15 protein-coding genes are annotated in these 16,249 nt (G+C 72.7%); 7 read left to right on the plus strand and 8 right to left on the minus strand.

Annotated features, from left to right (window positions below; all coding sequences use genetic code 11):
* The first annotated feature begins 290 nt into the window (after positions 1–290).
* The gene (locus tag Q8791_RS11480) at positions 291–998 is read left to right on the plus strand and encodes a lysoplasmalogenase (protein WP_330091628.1); all 708 of its coding nucleotides are present in this window, start codon (positions 291–293) and stop codon (positions 996–998) included.
* A gap of 69 nt (positions 999–1,067) precedes the next feature.
* On the opposite strand, the gene ychF is transcribed toward Q8791_RS11480, so the two are convergent.
* Positions 1,068–2,153, minus strand: coding sequence for a redox-regulated ATPase YchF (gene ychF / locus Q8791_RS11485; protein ID WP_330091629.1), 1,086 nt, complete (start codon positions 2,151–2,153; stop codon positions 1,068–1,070).
* A 419-nt stretch (positions 2,154–2,572) separates the two neighbouring features.
* Here ychF and Q8791_RS11490 point away from each other — a divergent pair, with 419 nt between their 5' ends.
* Complete coding sequence (locus Q8791_RS11490; RefSeq protein WP_330091630.1) at positions 2,573–3,544, plus strand: FkbM family methyltransferase; 972 nt, start codon at positions 2,573–2,575, stop codon at positions 3,542–3,544.
* Positions 3,545–3,647: 103 nt separating this feature from the next.
* Here the strand turns inward: Q8791_RS11490 and Q8791_RS11495 are convergent, their stop codons facing one another.
* The gene (locus Q8791_RS11495; protein WP_330091631.1) at positions 3,648–4,403 is read right to left on the minus strand and encodes an alpha/beta fold hydrolase; all 756 of its coding nucleotides are present in this window, start codon (positions 4,401–4,403) and stop codon (positions 3,648–3,650) included.
* Between the two features lie 502 nt (positions 4,404–4,905).
* On the opposite strand from Q8791_RS11495, the gene Q8791_RS11500 reads away from it, so the two are divergent.
* Both Q8791_RS11500 and Q8791_RS11505 read left to right on the plus strand, forming a co-directional pair.
* Positions 4,906–6,333 (plus strand): DNA recombination protein RmuC, encoded by a 1,428-nt coding sequence (locus Q8791_RS11500; protein ID WP_330091632.1) that lies wholly within the window; start codon positions 4,906–4,908, stop codon positions 6,331–6,333.
* Positions 6,334–6,564: 231 nt separating this feature from the next.
* Positions 6,565–7,107: a DUF6542 domain-containing protein gene (locus Q8791_RS11505; protein WP_330091633.1), complete on the plus strand. Its 543-nt coding sequence runs from the start codon at positions 6,565–6,567 to the stop codon at positions 7,105–7,107.
* A 72-nt stretch (positions 7,108–7,179) separates the two neighbouring features.
* Here Q8791_RS11505 and Q8791_RS11510 read toward each other — a convergent pair whose 3' ends face one another.
* The 4 genes from Q8791_RS11510 to Q8791_RS11525 all read right to left on the minus strand — a co-directional run bounded on the left by Q8791_RS11510 (position 7,180) and on the right by Q8791_RS11525 (position 10,163).
* Positions 7,180–7,455, minus strand: coding sequence for an exodeoxyribonuclease VII small subunit (locus tag Q8791_RS11510; protein WP_330091634.1), 276 nt, complete (start codon positions 7,453–7,455; stop codon positions 7,180–7,182).
* A 2-nt stretch (positions 7,456–7,457) separates the two neighbouring features.
* A complete protein-coding gene (gene xseA, locus Q8791_RS11515) occupies positions 7,458–8,690 on the minus strand; it encodes an exodeoxyribonuclease VII large subunit (protein ID WP_330091635.1) in 1,233 nt (410 codons plus the stop codon).
* Positions 8,691–8,781: 91 nt separating this feature from the next.
* A complete protein-coding gene (locus Q8791_RS11520; protein WP_330091636.1) occupies positions 8,782–9,294 on the minus strand; it encodes a DUF3060 domain-containing protein in 513 nt (170 codons plus the stop codon).
* A 128-nt stretch (positions 9,295–9,422) separates the two neighbouring features.
* Positions 9,423–10,163 carry a hypothetical protein gene (locus Q8791_RS11525; RefSeq protein ID WP_330091637.1) on the minus strand — a complete coding sequence of 247 codons (741 nt, stop codon included), beginning with the start codon at positions 10,161–10,163 and terminating at the stop codon, positions 9,423–9,425.
* Between the two features lie 295 nt (positions 10,164–10,458).
* On the opposite strand from Q8791_RS11525, the gene Q8791_RS11530 reads away from it, so the two are divergent.
* The gene (locus tag Q8791_RS11530) at positions 10,459–11,430 is read left to right on the plus strand and encodes a 4-hydroxy-3-methylbut-2-enyl diphosphate reductase (RefSeq protein WP_330091638.1); all 972 of its coding nucleotides are present in this window, start codon (positions 10,459–10,461) and stop codon (positions 11,428–11,430) included.
* 215 nt (positions 11,431–11,645) lie between these two features.
* Here the strand turns inward: Q8791_RS11530 and Q8791_RS11535 are convergent, their stop codons facing one another.
* Together Q8791_RS11535 and Q8791_RS11540 are read right to left on the minus strand one after the other, a co-directional pair.
* Positions 11,646–12,212, minus strand: a complete 567-nt coding sequence (locus tag Q8791_RS11535; protein ID WP_330091639.1) for a DUF4245 domain-containing protein — start codon at positions 12,210–12,212, stop codon at positions 11,646–11,648.
* A 157-nt stretch (positions 12,213–12,369) separates the two neighbouring features.
* Entirely contained in the window at positions 12,370–13,008 is a 639-nt protein-coding gene (locus Q8791_RS11540; protein WP_330091704.1) for a TetR/AcrR family transcriptional regulator, read from the minus strand.
* Between the two features lie 182 nt (positions 13,009–13,190).
* On the opposite strand from Q8791_RS11540, the gene glpX reads away from it, so the two are divergent.
* Both glpX and Q8791_RS11550 read left to right on the plus strand, forming a co-directional pair.
* Complete coding sequence (glpX, locus tag Q8791_RS11545; RefSeq protein ID WP_330091640.1) at positions 13,191–14,213, plus strand: class II fructose-bisphosphatase; 1,023 nt, start codon at positions 13,191–13,193, stop codon at positions 14,211–14,213.
* 245 nt (positions 14,214–14,458) lie between these two features.
* The gene (locus Q8791_RS11550; RefSeq protein ID WP_330091641.1) at positions 14,459–16,156 is read left to right on the plus strand and encodes a hypothetical protein; all 1,698 of its coding nucleotides are present in this window, start codon (positions 14,459–14,461) and stop codon (positions 16,154–16,156) included.
* The last annotated feature ends 93 nt before the right edge of the window (positions 16,157–16,249 follow it).

Here is a 16,249-nt window from a genome sequence, read left to right on the forward strand (position 1 = left end):
CAAAAGGTGCATATTACGGCAATGACTCATGGAACTCGTGGTGGGGCCGTGCACGTCCGCGCCATTAGGGTTGGCCCGGAAAGCGATTAGTCACTCGGCAGGGAGCAAGGTCTGTCCCCCGGGGGCAGGAAACCGTTGACGGGATGTAACCGGGATCTCCTTCCGGAGGCTCCGAAACCCTGCGCAGGGGCCCCTGAGGCGCCACCCCGACCACACCGTCCTCCGCCGTCACCCCAGTAACGCGCGACGGCTCTCGGGGGCCGGCCGCCCCCGATGCCTATGATGGCGCGATGATCCCCCGCCGCCCCCTCGCACGGGCCCTGCTGGCCCTCTACGGCGCAGTGGTCGCCGTCCACCTCTGTGTCCAGTGGTTCGACGCCGACGCCTGGTCCCGTCCGACACAGGCTCTGCTGATGCCCGTCCTCGCCGCCGTCCTGCTCGCGGAGGCGGCCCGCCCGGGCGAGCGCCTCACCGCCCTGACCGCGGTCGCCCTCGGCCTCTCCTGGCTCGGCGACACCGCCCCGGCGACGGCCTCGGGCGACACCGCGTTCCTACTGATGGTGGGCTGCTTCCTCGTCGCGCAGGTGGTGTACGCCGTCGCCTTCCTGCCCCTGCGCGCGGACAGCGCCCTCCACCGCCGGCGGGCTCTGCTCGTCCCCTACGCCGCCGCCGTGGGCGGGCTGGTCCTGGCCTGCGCGCCCGGGGCGGGAGGCCTGCTGCTCCCCGTGCTCGCGTACGGCCTCTGCCTGGGTGTCGCGGCGGTCCTCGCCACGGGGGTGCACCCGCTCGCGGGGGCGGGCGGCGCGCTGTTCCTGGTCTCCGACGGCCTGATCGCGCTCGGGGCGTTCGCTCCCGGGTTCGACCTGCCCCGGGACGGCTTCTGGGTGATGCTCACCTACGCCGGGGCGCAGGTGCTGCTGGTGCTCGGAGTCCTGGCCCGGCTGCGGGCGCGGGAGCGGACCGCCGGCACGGCCCCGGAGACGGTCGGCAGAGCGTGAGGGGCCGCGTGCCGCCGTGGTCACGGCGGTACACGGCCCCTCGGGCGTGCTGCTGGTCGGCTCGTCCGGTCAGACGTTGAAGCGGAACTCCACCACGTCGCCGTCGGCCATCAGGTACTCCTTGCCCTCCATGCGGACCTTGCCCGCCGAGCGGGCGGTCTGCATGTCGCCCGCGGCCACGAGGTCGTCGAAGGAGACCACCTCGGCCTTGATGAAGCCGCGCTGGAAGTCGGTGTGGATGACGCCCGCGGCCTCGGGGGCGGTCGCGCCCTTGCTGATGGTCCAGGCGCGGGCCTCCTTGGGCCCCGCGGTCAGGTAGGTCTGGAGGCCGAGGGTGTCGAAGCCGACCCGCGCGAGCTGCGCCAGGCCCGACTCGGTCTGCCCGAGGGACTCCAGGAGTTCCTGCGCCTCGTCGTCGTCCAGCTCGGCCAGCTCCGCCTCGATCTTGGCGTCGAGGAAGATCGCCTCGGCCGGGGCGACCAGCCCCTGGAGCTTGGCGCGCAGCGCCTCGTCGGCGAGCTCGTCGGTGTCGAGGTTGAACACGTAGATGAACGGCTTGACCGTGAGCAGGCTCAGTTCGCGCAGCCGGTCCAGGTCGATGCCCTCGGCGGCCGACAGCGACGTGCCGCCGTCGAGGACCTCCTGGGCCTCGCGGGCGGCCTGGAGCAGTTCCTGGGCGCCCTTGTCCTTGGCGTTGCGCTTGGCGTCCTTCTCCAGGCGCGGGATCGCCTTCTCCAGGGTCTGGAGGTCGGCGAGGATCAGCTCGGTGTTGATGGTCTCGATGTCGCGGGACGGCTCGACGTCGCCGTCGACGTGCGTGACGTCGGGGTCGTCGAAGGCCCGGATCACCTGGCAGATGGCGTCGCTCTCGCGGATGTTGGCGAGGAACTTGTTGCCCAGCCCCTCACCCGTGGAGGCGCCGCGCACGATGCCCGCGATGTCGACGAAGTCCACCGTCGCCGGGAGGATCTTCGCCGAACCGAAGATCTCGGCCAGCGCGCCGAGCCGGGTGTCGGGCACACCCACGACCCCGACGTTGGGCTCGATGGTCGCGAACGGGTAGTTCGCCGCCAGAGCGTCGTTCTTGGTCAGGGCGTTGAAGAGGGTGGACTTGCCGACGTTGGGCAGGCCGACGATCCCGATAGACAGACTCACAAGGCCAGAGTCTATGCGGACCGGCGGGTGGCCCGGTCCGCCGCCGCGGGGATCGGGACCAATCGCCGAAACGCAGTGCGCAGGTGCCACTACGCGCAGTAGGTTGCGAACAACGTCTCCGGGGACCGGGGGCGGGAACGCCCGGGGCGCGGCCGTGTGCCGCACCCCGGCCTCTCGACCCCCGTCCCCGGCCGAAACACGGGGGCCGCGGCATCCGGTGGACGTCCGGTCGGCGCCGGGCGGCGGGGCACCGGACACGGGGGCGTGTCCGGCGGGAACTCTCGACCGTCCCGGCGCGACCCGACGCGACGGTCCGCCGGGCACGCCCGGGGCTCCGCACGACGGCGCAGCCCCGCCGCGGAGGCGGGGTTCTCCGCTCACCCACCCCTGCCACGGCCCCGTCCCTGGGGAGGACAACTGTGGTCACCGATCAGCTCCGGGCGCTCGTGCGCCGCTACCCGCTCGTCCGCTTCGCGACCCGGCAGGTCCGCGTGCGCCTGCCCAGAGGGCTGGGCGGGCTGGACCCCGAGCGCGTCCCGCCGTGGAGCCGCCTCGTCACCTTCGCCCTCCCCCGGCTGGAGTCGGACACCCGCGGGATCGGCCCGGACAGCCTCACACTGCGCCTCCGCGGCGACCTCACGGTGCCCCGGCGCCTGTCCGTGTCCGGCCTGGCCCGGCACGAGCCCGGCAGCCTGGCCTGCTTCCTCGCCATGCTCGACCACACGCGCCCCGGCGCGGTGCTCGACGTGGGGGCGGGTGTGGGCGTCTACTCCGTGCTGGCCGCCGCTCGCAGCAGCCGTCCCGTGTTCGCGTTCGAGCCCACGCCGGAGGTGGCCTCGGCCGCCCGCGCGATGTCGTCGTCCGGGGACCTGGGGGTCACCGTGGTGGAGTTGGCGCTGAGCAACCACAACGGCACCGCCCACCTGCGCCGGGCGGGGCACAACGACACGTGCAACACGCTGGTGCACGCCGCCCGCGGGGGCCTTTCGTACATCACCGTGGGCGTGACGACCCTGGCGCGGTGGAACGAGTCCGCGTCCGTGGCCCCGGCGGTCGTGAAGATCGACACGGCCGGCACCGAGCCCGACGTGGTCGCCGGGGGGCTGGAGGTGCTGCGCCGGTACCGGCCGTGGATGCTGGTGAAGGTGAGGCCCGACCGGGGGGTCGAGGAGAGGCTGATGGCCCTGCTCGACCTGCTGGAGTACACGTGGTACCCGGTGGGAGCGAAGCCCCCCTACCGGCCGCGCGCGGAGATCGCCGGACGGGCCTCCCCCGCGCGGGAGCGGATGTGGCTGTTCACCCCCGAGCCGGTGCCCTCGGGGTTCTGGCCGTCGGTGGCCGGTTGGCGGAGGGCCCTCGAAGCCTGCACCCCGGCCTCCAGGGGCTCCTGAGGGCCGCCGCGGGGCGCGGACCGCGATCCGGTCCCGCGCCCCGCGCCTCCCGGGCCGCGGCGCCCAGGGGGCCCGGTCGTCGGGGCCGGGGCGGCCGCGCCGTCTACAGCCGGGCCCGGGCCGTGCCGGACACCGCCTCGCGTCCGAACGGGGCCCGGCCCCGCATCCACTCCAGGAGGGCGTCGAGCAGGGCCGCGGGTTCGTCGCGGTGGACGCAGTGGCCCGCGCCCCGGACGACCCTCACGGTGAAACCGCGCTCGGTCAGCGCCTGCGCCGCCCGGGGGTCGACGGTGATGCCGTTCCCCGCGCGCAGGACGAGGGAGGGGACGGCGGGCCCCGCCGGGAGGAAGTCCCTACCGGCGATCTCGGAGGCGACGAAGTCGAAGAACGCGGGGTCGAAGGAGGCGAAACCGCTGAGCTCCCTCTCCACGTCCTCGTCGCTCCAGCGGGGGTTCATCTGGCGCACGCCCGCGACGTCCGCGGTGGCGAACACCCTGCGCATGCGCGTACCCGCGTCGTCGGCCATGGTCGGGATGCGGAACGCCGGGTCGACGTAGACCGCCCGGCCGGGCCTGAGCCGCTCGACGGCCAGCGAGAGGGCCACCCCGCCCATCGAGTGGCCGACGATCACGTCGAGCCCGGTGGGGAGGGAGTCCGCCAGGTCGTCTCCGAGAGCCTGGACGCTGTAGGGGCCGCGCGGGCTGCGGCCGTGGCCGCGCATGTCGACGCCGAGCACCCGGTGCCCGCGCTCGACGAGTTGCGCCTCGATGGCGTGCCAGGTCTCGTGGTGGGCCATCGCCCCGTGGACGAGGGCGATGGTGTGGTCTCCGGTGCCGCTGCTGTAGGTCTCCAGTCGCATGGGAGGGGGACTCCTTGGATATGAGGTACTGCCGAGGGATCCGGGGCCGGAGAGGGATTCCGGCCGCCACGTACGGGGGTCTCCAGGGTCTCGAAGACTTTTGCACAAGGAAAGGAAATGTCCGGATGCGGACTTCGGTCCGTACCTTTTCCTTCCTTCCGGAACCCCGGCCGGGGCGGTGCCGGTACCCTGCCCACCGGGCAGGACGGCCGCGCGACCCCGGCCCGCCCCCGGCGTCGCCGGGCCGGCGGGGCCCCGAGCGCGACGGCGCCGTGCGTGCCCGGCGCCGCGGCGGTCGGGTACTGACGCGGGTGCGCGGGCGCCGCGGCGGGGAGGGATCGCGGGCGGGCGTGCCACGAGCGGCCCACCGCGCCGGCCGGCCCCGGCCTCCCGCGGCCTCGGGTCCCGGGCCGGCGGACATGCCGGACTTGGCCGGTCTGCTCACCGATGTACTGCGTGGCGGGGAGACCGGGGCGCGCGACGGCTGACACCATGGTGCGCCATGGACGGTCTCGCACTCGTACTCATGCTCCTGGTCGGCCTGGCGATCGGCGTCGCCGTGGGCTGGATCCTCGCCCGCGGACGGGACGCCGAGGCGCGGGCGGACGCACGCGCCGCCGAGGAGCGCGCCGCCTACGTCGAGGAACAGCTCGGGGACCGGTTCCGCGCCCTGTCGGCACAGGCCCTGGACCAGACCAACCAGCGCTTCCTGGAGCTCGCGGAGGGGCGTCTGCGCGCGGTCAGCGCCCAGGCCGGCGGCGACCTGGACGAGCGGCGGCGGGCGGTGGAGCGCATGGTGGAGCCGCTGACCGAGACGCTGAGCCGGGTGGAGCGGCAGCTGCGGGAGGTGGACGCGGGGCGGGTGGCCGCCCACGCGGAGCTGGCCAAGCAGGTGGAGTACGTGCGCGAGGGGTCGGAGCGCCTGCGGGACCAGACCCAGTCCCTGGTGACGGCACTGCGCAGGCCCGAGGCGCGCGGCCGGTGGGGCGAGTTGCAGCTGCGCCGGGTGGCGGAGCTGGCGGGGATGGGCTCCCACTGTGACTTCGAGGAGCAGGCCGCGACGCGGGACGGGTCGCAGCGCCCGGACATGGTGGTGCGCCTGGCCGGCGGCAAGAACATCGTGGTGGACTCCAAGGTGCCCCTGTCGGCGTACCTGGACGCGGTCGAGGCGGGCCGGGAGGAGGCGGTGGAGGAGCGCCTGCGCGCGCACTCGCGGCACCTCCGCACGCACGTGGACCAGCTCGCCGCCAAGTCGTACTGGGCGGCGTTCACCCCGGCTCCGGAGTTCGTGGTGCTGTTCATCCCGGGGGAGGCGTTCCTGGCTCCGGCGCTGGAGCACGACCCCGAGCTGTTGGAGCACGCGATGGCCCGGCGGGTCCACATCGCGACGCCGACGACCCTGATCTCCCTGTTGCGGACGGCGCAGTACGCGTGGCAGCAGGAGGCGCTGAGCGAGAACGCGCGGGCGGTGTTCGACCTCGGCAAGCAGCTGCACGCCCGGCTGGGCAAGCTGGGCGGTCACGTGGAGGGCCTGGGTCGGGCGCTGACCCGGACCGTGAGCGCCTACAACCAGACGGTGGGGTCGCTGGAGAGCCGTGTACTCGTGACGGCGCGGCGGTTCGGGGAGCTGGGCCTCGTGGACGGCGAGCTGGACAGGCCGACGGGCGTCGAGGAGCGTCCGCGCACGGTGGCCGCTCCCGAGCTGGCCGGGGAGGACGTGTTCGGGGACGACGGCGGCGGAGCCGACCGACACGCACCGGGCGGGTCGACGCCGGACGGCTCGTCCGCCGGGGAGCGGGGTGACGTCCTCGGGTCGGATTTCGACCCGGGTGACCGAAAGGACACCGATGTCGATGACATTCGGCATGCGAATAACTGGAGCAATGACTCGACCCAAAAAGAGTCCCGAGAGAGGGTGTACGACTCGTGAACCGATCGGTTGTCGCAGGTCACCCACCCCGACCGAGGACAACTCGGACGGCCGAAACCAAAACGTCAGAACCGCACCACCCCATCCTGGTGTCCAACGGGTGGAAGGCGTGTTCGAGGCGGATAGGGCAAGTGACCGAAATGGCGACACGATCCTCGGAAAAGACAGCGAACACATACCAGAAGTGACACACTAAACACCGTGAGTAACACACTTGGGAGGCGGACGACTATGCCCCCGCGAAAGGCGGACGGTCCGGAGCCCGGGCACGCACCGTACTTCGTGCGGCCCGACGACCGCGGCCGGGACGCGTCGGGTGCCAGGAGGAGAGCGCGCGCGGCCCCGAAGGCCCCGGAGGGGAACCCCGTCCGGCGGCCCCCGCGCCTGACCGGGCGGGGCGGCGTCCTGATCATCGCCGTGCTGAGCTTCGCCGGGACCATGATCGCCCAGTGGACGGGCTTCCCCACCGCGCCGGGCATCGCGTTCACCGTCGCGTGCCTGGCCACCGCGTCCGTGGTCCGACCGGCCGACCTGCTGTCCCTGTCGGTCAGCCCGCCCATCGCGTTCTTCGTGGCCGTGGTCGCCGCCGAGAGCGTGCTCGCCCTGGGCAACGAGGGGTTCGCCCGGGTCCTGCTCCTGGGGCTGGCCTCGCGGCTGGCCGAGGTCGCCCCGTGGCTGTTCCTGGGGACCGCCCTGGTCCTGGTGATCGGGATGTTCCGCGGGCTGCCGGGCAACCTGCGCAACCTCGGCGACGAGCTGAACGGCCGCACCTAGGGCGTGCCCCGCAGGGGGCCTCCGGGACGGCGGTCGGCCGCCGTCACACCGGGACCGCCCGCCCCGCGGGGATCAGAAGGGCGTGTCCCCGTCCGCGGGGGCGTCGTCCTCCCGGCGCTCGTCCATGGCGGCGGCCATCTTGGCCCGGGCGCCCTCCAGCCACTGCTCGCACACGCGGGCCAGCTCCTCCCCGCGCTCCCACAGGGCCAGGGACTCCTTGAGGCTCAGCCCGCCGGACTCCAGCTGGCGGACGACGGTGTTGAGCTCCTCGCGGCTCTCCTCGTAGCTCAGCTCCGGCACGGCGGCGTCCTCGCCCTTGTCGTCGGTCCTGGTGCCCTTGGCGGCCATCTCTACTCCCCCTCGGTGGTGTCTTCGGTGTGGACGGAGTCCACGGTGGCGGTCAGGCTGTCCTCGGCGAACCTCACCCGCAGGGACTCCCCCACGTCCGGTTCGGCCGCGGACCGCACCACCGAGCCGTCCGGGCGCTGCACGATGGCGTACCCGCGTGCCAGCGTCGTGGCCGGAGACAGGGCGTGCAGGCGCGCCCGCGTGTGGCCGAGGCCCTCGCCGGCCCTGTCGAGCGACACGGTGAGGCTCCGGCGGGCGCGGTCGCGCAGTTCCGCGACCTGCTCGGTGAGCCGGTCGATCTCCCGGACCGGACTGGCGAGCACGGGGCGGGACCGGATGCCCGAGAGCCAGGCGAGCTCGCGCTCCAGCCCGCCCTTGAGGACCCTGCGGCCCCGGTCGCGCAGCTGCCTGATGATCTCCAGCTGCTCGCCGACGTCGGGGACGGTCTTCTTCGCCGCGTCGGTGGGGGTGGAGGCGCGCACGTCGGCTACGAGGTCGAGGAGCGGGGCGTCCTGTTCGTGACCGATCGCGCTGACCACGGGCGTGCCCGCCGCCGCGACCGCCCGCACCAGCGCCTCGTCGGAGAAGGGCAGCAGGTCCTCCAGCGAGCCGCCGCCCCGGGCGATCACGATGACGTCGACGTCCGGGTGCGAGTCCAGTTCCCGGAGCGCCTCCAGCACCTCGCGGACAGCGCGGTCGCCCTGGACCGCGACCTGGCGCACCTCGAAGCGCACGGCGGGCCACCGTCGGCGGCCGTTCTCCAGCACGTCGCGTTCGGCCGCGGAGTCTCGTCCGCAGACCAGGCCCACCGTGGCGGGGAGGAACGGCAGGGGGCGCTTGCGCCCGTCGTCGAACAGCCCCTCGGCCGCCAGGGTGCGCCGCAGCTGCTCCAGCCTGGCGAGGAGTTCGCCCAGGCCGACGTGGCGGATCTCCAGCGCGCGGAGCGAGAAGGTGCCGCGCACCTCGTAGAAGTCGGGTTTGGCGTGCACGACGACGCGCGCCCCGGCCTCGGGGGGCGGACTCTGCGCGTCCAGTACCGAGGTCTGGCAGACCACGCGCACCGACACGTTCGCGACGGGGTCGCGCAGGGTGATGTAGGCCATCCTGCCGCGCCGGTTGAGCTCGGCGATCTGCCCCTCGACCCAGATCCGGCCCAGTCGGCCGATCCACTGGCCGACGGCGTTGAGGACGACTCGTACCGGTTGCGGCGCCTCGGCGGAACTCTCCATGCCCATGGCAACCGAGCCTAGGGGAGGACGCCGACAGTTGCGGGCAGGCCGGTCACCGGGCGCGGCCGTCGCGGCGTGCCCCCGCGCCCGGCCGCGGTCAGCCCTGCGCGTCCCCGCCGGCGGAGACCGTGTTGTTGATGCCGATGTCGGTGACGTCCGGTTCGCCCTCGGCGTGGTGGACGGCGTTGTCGGCGCCCGTCACGCGGATGGAGTCGGCGCCGCCCAGGTGGACGGTGAGGTCGTTGCCCGTGACGGTGACCGCTCCGCACCGGCCGTTGAGGACGACCTCGGCTCCGCTGGCGGTCACGTTGACGTCGCGGTCCTCGCAGTCCTCCGTGACGCTTCCCTCGACGGAGGCGATGTTGAGGGCGCCGGTCTCGCTGTCGATGGTCACGCCGCCTCCCTCGCCGATGGTCACGTCGCCGTTCTCGTTGCCGACCGTGACGTCGCCGTCCGAGTCGACGGAGATCTCGCCGTCCTCGCTTCCGACGGAGACGCCGTCGGGGTCGACGTTGATCTCCTGCTCCGTACCGGGGATGCCGACCGAACAGCCGGTCAGCCAGAAGGTCGCCGCGACGAGGAGTGCGGCGGCGGAGGTCGAGGAACGCATGTGCAGAGCCCTTCGAGCGGGGAAGCGCCGGTGTGTGCGCAACAGTGGGACGTTCGGCGTCCCTCCGTGGTTCCGACGGAGTGCGACCGAGGGTTCCGCGCGCCGACGTCCGCGCCGCCGGAGGCCTCCTACGCCTCGGCCTCCATCTTGGCGATGCGGTTGTCGTACATCTTGATGAACTCGGTGCGCCCACCGTGGGCGACCTCGTAGGCGCGCAGGTCGCGGACCTGCTCGATCGTGAGCTTGCGCAGGCGGGCGCGGACGGAGGGCAGGGTGAGCTCGTCGTAGGTCGGCACGGCGAGGTCCTCGACGGCGGGGGCGGCCCCCTTGCGGACCTTCTCCAGCACCTCGTCGCTGGCGACGGTGGTGTGCGCCTCCGCGGCGGCCAGCTCCTCGGCGATGGCCGGGGCCTCCTCCGGGACGTCCGCGGTGGCCGGGACGACGGGCTCCGTACGGACCTGCGCCTCGGACTTCTCGGTGGCCACGGGCTCCTCGACCGCGGTCTCCACGGTCTCGGGCGCCTTCTCCTCGACCGTCTTCTCCTCGACCGCGGTCTCCACGGTCTCGGTCTCCACGGCCTCGGGCTTCTTCTCCTCGGTCACGGTCGCCGCGGCCTTCGGTGCTGCGGCGGGCTCGGCGGTCACGGTGTCCGCGGCCGGCTCCGCGCCGGTCTTCGCGTCGGTCTTCGCGCCGGTCTTCGCGTCGGCGGCTGCCGGGGTCGCGACGGCGTCCTGCTCCTGGGCCTTCTCGACCGCGGTCCCGGAGGAGGTGGCGGCGTCGGCGGAGCCGGTGGGGGCGGTCGGCTCGTTGCGTCCGAAGATTCCCTTGACCAGGGTGATCAGTTTCGTGGCGATCGTCGGGTTCGACATAGGGCGGGGGCTCCTGGTGGTCTCGGCGGTGGGGTGGGCGGCACGCGTCCAGCAAACCAGGCGAGGACGGGTTGAGGGCGAACCGCCTGCGACAGATGCGATGGTGAACCAGGATAGAGGAGCGGGGAACACCATGAGCAGGGGATAAGTGAACGATTTCGCCACTTCGGTCCACGACCGAACACATCCTGTTGCGATACCGTCACCTTGGCCCCGGTTCGGCGCAGGTATCCCCATCTCAGTGCCATCGCCCACATCCGGGTCGCACACCGATCGAGCCACCTAGGATGTACGCATGACTGCGATGACGACTGCCACGAACCAACGCCGTGTGCTCCTCGCCAACCCCAGGGGTTACTGCGCCGGTGTCGACCGCGCGGTCATCACCGTCGAGAAGGCCCTGGAGCAGTACGGCGCGCCGATCTACGTGCGCAAGCAGATCGTGCACAACACCCACGTGGTGCGCACCCTGGAGGAACGCGGCGCGATCTTCGTCGAGGAGACCGAGGAGGTGCCCGAGGGCGCCATCGTCGTGTTCTCCGCGCACGGCGTCTCCCCCGCCGTCCACGAGGAGGCGGGCAGGCGTCAGCTCAAGACGATCGACGCCACCTGCCCGCTCGTCACGAAGGTCCACAAGGAAGCCAAGCGCTTCGCGTCGGAGGACCGCGACATCATCCTCATCGGCCACATCGGCCACGAGGAGGTCGAGGGCACCAGCGGTGAGGCCCCGGAGCACATCCAGATCGTGGAGAGCCCGGACGAGGTCCACAAGGTCCAGGTCCGCGACCCCGACAACGTGTCCTGGCTGTCCCAGACCACCCTCTCGGTGGACGAGACCACCCAGACGGTCGACGCCCTCCGGAAGAAGTTCCCGAACCTGCTCGACCCGCCCAGTGACGACATCTGCTACGCCACCTCGAACCGCCAGGACGCCGTCAAGGCGATGGCCCCCGAGTGCGAGCTGGTCATCGTTGTCGGCTCCGACAACTCCTCGAACTCGGTCCGCCTCGTCGAGGTCGCCCTGGACGCGGGCGCCGACGCCTCCTACCTGATCGACAACGCGTCCCTCATGGACGACGCCTGGCTGGAGGGCGTGACCACGGTCGGCGTCACCAGCGGCGCCTCCGTGCCGGACATCCTGGTGCGCGAACTGCTCGACAGGCTCGCCGGGCACGGCTACGGCTCCGTCTCCCCGGTGACGACCGCCGACGAGACGCTGACCTTCTCCCTGCCCAAGGAGCTCCGCCGCGACCTGCGCGCCGAGTAGCTCCGCGCTCGTCCCGGACATGACGAACGCCCGGTGGGTGGACCCACCGGGCGTTCGTCATGTCCGGGACCCGGGCGGTGTTTCCCGAAGGCTCGCGGGTCGGCGGGCGGCCGTCGGGGCGACCTCCCGCGGGACGAGGTACGGGGTTCGGCCCGGTCGTGCCCCACGTGCGCGGAGGCCCGGTGGACGCGATTCCCGGACGCGGGAACGCGACCCTAGTCGGCCTCCGTGCCCTCGGCGTCCTCTCCGCCCGCGGCTGCCGGGCGGGTCTCCAGCCCCTCGGCCAGGTGGGTCAGCTCGTCGAGTTCCGCGGAACCGGAGACGACCACGGTGACGCCGTCCTCCCGCAGGACCAGGGCACCCCACTCCTCGGAGTCGAAGTGCTCCCACTCGCGACCGCCGACGGCGACCGTGCCGGCCTCCTCGGCCTCCTTGACCCGGTCCGCGACGACCTGCTCCGGGTCGGCGTCGCTCTGGGTCAGCATCGCGTGGCTGTCGTCGGCGGTGGCGAAACCGACGCTCCACTCGACCGGACCGCTCACGTTCAGGGTGGAGCTGGTGGGCGTCCACCCCTCCTCGGTCAGGTCGGGCGAGGGGGCCGTCACCGGGTAGTCGGCGGCACCGCTGAGGACGTCGATGTCCGGCCGGTAGTCCACGGAGGGGATGTGCTCGCCGGAGCGCGTGGAGACCACGAACGCCATGATCAGGACGATGCCCACGAGGATCCCGAGGGAGATGGCGTAGTTCTTGAAGGTCGCGTTGGACCGGCTGTGCTCACTCATGACAGTGTCCAGCTTGCCGCAGGTCCGGGGCCTTTCCGACCCGGGGTGGACTTAACGGGCGATCGCGGCCGCGCCCCCGCTGGTCCTGTTCCCACGGGAGTCCTCTCGGGGGACCGGCCCGGGGGTCGCGGGCCCGGAAGGGCGCACGGCAGACGTCCTAGACCTCGGGGTCCGCGGAGCGCCGCCGGGGTTCGAGCTGGGTGAGCAGACCGGTGATGTCGTCGGCGAGCGCGCGCGCCTCCGCGTCGTCGCGCCGCACCACCTCCGCCACGGCCAGGAGCATGGCGCCGCTCACGACGATCAGCAGGGCCTCGTCCACCGGCTCGTCCGCCTTGCGGAACAGCGCCACGTTGCGGTCGGTCCACTGGGTGAGCCGGGAGCGCAGCTGGTAGTCGAACCCGGGAGGGCCGTCGCCGCTGAAGAACAGGCGGGTCGTGTCACCCTCCTCGATGCATCCGAGGAGGTAGGCGTGTGCCGCGATGTTCATGAGCCGTGTGGGATCGCTCTCACCGCCCGCGCGCGCCTCCACGACCGCCTGGTGGGTCCGCTCCTGCTGCCGCTGCTGGAACTCCTCGTACAGGGCGAGGTAGAGGTCCGCCTTGCCGGTGAAGTGGTGGTAGAGGCTCCCGACGCTGGCCCCCGCCACGGAGACGACCTCGCTGACTCCGGCCTTGGCGAAACCCACCGTGTGGAAGACCTGGGCAGCCGCCCTGAGCAGGGCGCTGCGGGTGGCCGCGCCGCGTGGGGAGACCCGCGCGGGCTTCACCAGCTTCTCCGGCTTGTCCGTCTTGTCCACTGTCACACCCTCACTCCAGTCCGGCCGCTCCGGTCCGGATCACGCCAGAGTAGACCTTCGCACCCTCCGAGCGACCGGCTCGGGTGGCCGGTCGGGCACCCGTGGCCGCTCGGGGGTCACGTCGGGTGACTACCCTAAGACCTGTACCCCCGCCCTGTTCCCTGTCGGAAGGTGTCATGTCCATGTCGCAGTCCAGTAGCCCGTCCGCGCAGCCCGCGGCGCCCGACCGCAACCTCGCGTTGGAGCTGGTCCGCGTCACCGAGACCGCGGCGCTCGCCGCAGCCCGCTGGGTCGGCAAGGGCGACAAGATCGGCGCCGACGGCGCCGCCGTGCGCGGCATGCGGCACATGATCAGCACCGTGTCGATGAACGGCACGGTGGTGATCGGCGAGGGCGAGAAGGACAACGCCCCGATGCTCTACAACGGTGAGCGCGTGGGCGACGGCGGGGGCCACGACTGGGACGTCGCGGTCGACCCGATCGACGGCACGACCCTGGCAGCCATGGGCATGCCCAACGCCATCGCGGTCATCGCGATGAGCCCGCGCAACACCATGTTCGACCCGTCCGCGGTGTTCTACATGGAGAAGCTGGCCACGGGCCCGGAGGCGGCGGACGTGGTGGACATCGCCGCCCCCGTCACCGACAACGTCCGCGCGGTGGCCCGCGCCAAGGGCAAGTCGCCTCAGGACGTGACGGTGGTCATCCTGGACCGCCCCCGCCACAAGCAGATCGTGCAGGACGTGCGCGACGCGGGCGCCCGCATCAAGTTCATCAGCGACGGCGACGTGGCGGGCGCGATCATGGCTGCCCGCGCCGGCACCGGCGTCGACCTGCTGCTGGGCATCGGCGGCACCCCCGAGGGCATCATCACCGCGTGCGCCATGAAGTGTCTGGGCGGCGCCATCCAGGGGCGCCTGTGGCCCAAGGACGACGAGGAGCGCCAGAAGGCCCTCGCCGCCGGGCACGACCTGGACCGCGTGCTGTACACCGACGACCTGGTCTCCTCGGACGACGTGTTCTTCGCCGCCACGGGCATCACCGACGGTGAGCTGGTCGGCGGTGTGCGGTACGAGTCCTCGCGCGTCATCACCGACTCCCTCGTCATGCGCGGCCGCAGCGGCACCGTCCGCCAGGTGCTCAGCGAGCACCGCCTGAGCAAGCTGTCCGCCTACAGCGGCGTGGACCTCACCTCCGCTCCCTGACCCGGCGCCCGGGCCCGGACTCCCCCGTCCGGCGCCCGGGCCCGGTGCGCGGCGTCCCTCCGTCGGTCCGGGGCGCCCGCTCTCCGGACCCCGCTGCCCCGCCCGGCCGGTGGGGGCACCGGTACGCCGTCCCCCGACCGGCCGGCCAAAAGTGGCGCGGGACGCGAACCACACCGGGGTGAGTAGGCATCAGACCCGGCGTTGGCTGCGCGGTCACGCGCGAAGAATCCCCCGTCGGAGGTCCGATGTCCCACCCAGATCCTTCACAGCAGCCCCAGTGGCAGCATCCGCAGCCCGGGCAGCCTGGGCAGGGCTTCCCTCCGCCGCAGGCTCCCGTCCACGGGCAGTACGCCGCTCCCGGCGCCCCGGGCGGAGTGCCCGGCGGACCCGGCGGCGGCTTCCCCGGCGGGCCGCCCCCCGGCCAGTACTCCGGCGGGTACGGCCCGCCCCCGGGCGGTGGCGGCGGGCGCAACCGCTGGCTGATCCCGGCCGCGGCGGGTGTGGCGCTCGTCGTCATGGGCGGAACCGTGTGGGCCACCGTGTCCCTGGTGAGCTTCGGCGGTCCGCAGCCCGAGTCGGTGCTCCCCGGCAGCTCCGTCGCGTTCGGCAAGATCGACCTGTCGATCGACGGCTCCCAGGCGATGGAGCTGATCCGGTTCGTCGACCAGCTCCCGGCGGAGATGACCGAGGAGATGGACGAGCCCGACGGCGACATGACCGAGCTGTTCGCCGAGGGCTTCGTCGAGTTCTTCCCCGAGGCCCGGCAGGCCGACGTGGAGGAGTGGATCGGCCAGCGCGCGGGCGTCGCGATGTGGCCGTCCGACGACGCGTCAGCCCATTTCAGCGAGGGCTCCGGCCTCGCCGTCACACTCGCGCTGGCGGTCGAGGACGAGCGGCGCGCCGAGGAGGACCTCGCCTCCCTCGCGAGCTCCGACGACTCCTTCCGCTACGAGATGACCAACGGCTTCGCCCTGCTGTCCACCTCCGACGCCGCGCTGGCCGACCGTGAGGCGCAGATCGGGGAGCACGGTTCCCTGGAGGCTTCCGACGTCTACTCCGGGGACGTGGCCGACGTGCCCGCCGGCAGCCTGGCGGTGGGCTGGACCGACTTCACCCGCCTGATGGAGGTGGAGGGCGTCGCCGAGGACATCCAGAGCGAGGTGGCCGCCGAGACCGGTGAGGTGAGCGGCCGGGCGACCGCGTCGGTGCGGATCGACGGCGACTACCTGGAGGCGCGGGCGGACGTCTTCGACTTCGAGGTGGACAGCGCGGACCTGGCATGGCTGGCCGAGTCGCCCGGTGCGAGCGTGGCGGCGATGGAGTCCCTGCCGGAGAGCACCGTCATGGCGGTCGGCGCCAGCGGCCTGGACACGGCTCTGACCGACGCCTACGAGAGCGACGAGATCCCGTTCCTGAGCGGCAGCGGCGAGATGCAGGAGATGGAGCGCGAGTTCAACGCGATGGGCGCTCCCCTGCCGGAGGGCTTCACGAACCTTCTGGGCTCCTCCACGGCGTTCGGCGTCACCGACATGAACCTGGACAGCTTCTTCGGCTCCTCCTACGGCAGCGGCGAGGAGGTCTCGTTCCAGTACCGCGCGGTCGGCGGCGACGAGGGCGTCCTGGGCGACTTCGTCGAGAGCGTGATCGCCTCCGACCCGTACGCCACTCCGCCGGGTGTGAGCACCGACGGCGACGCCGTCGTGCTGGCGAGCGGCAGCAGCGCCACCGGACGCCTGGGCGACGACCCGGTGTTCCAGCAGACCATGCAGGAGATGGACGAGGCGGTGGTCGCCGGATACTTCGACATGCGTCAGGTTCTCACGGAGGCCGAGGTCCAGGACCCCTCCCAGTGGGGGGCGCTGGGCCTGGCCGTGAGCGTCACCGAGGAGGGGCAGCGCAGCAGCCTCGAGCTGCGCTGGACCCCCAGCGGTGGCGGCGAGTGAGTCGGTGACGCGGAGGGACCTTCGGTCCCCGTGAAACGGACGCGGGGGGCGGGGGGGGGGGGGGGGGGCGGGCGCCCCCCCCCCCCCCCCGGT

It is taken from the genome of Nocardiopsis codii, from assembly GCF_036327455.1.
Lineage (GTDB): Bacteria > Actinomycetota > Actinomycetes > Streptosporangiales > Streptosporangiaceae > Nocardiopsis > Nocardiopsis codii.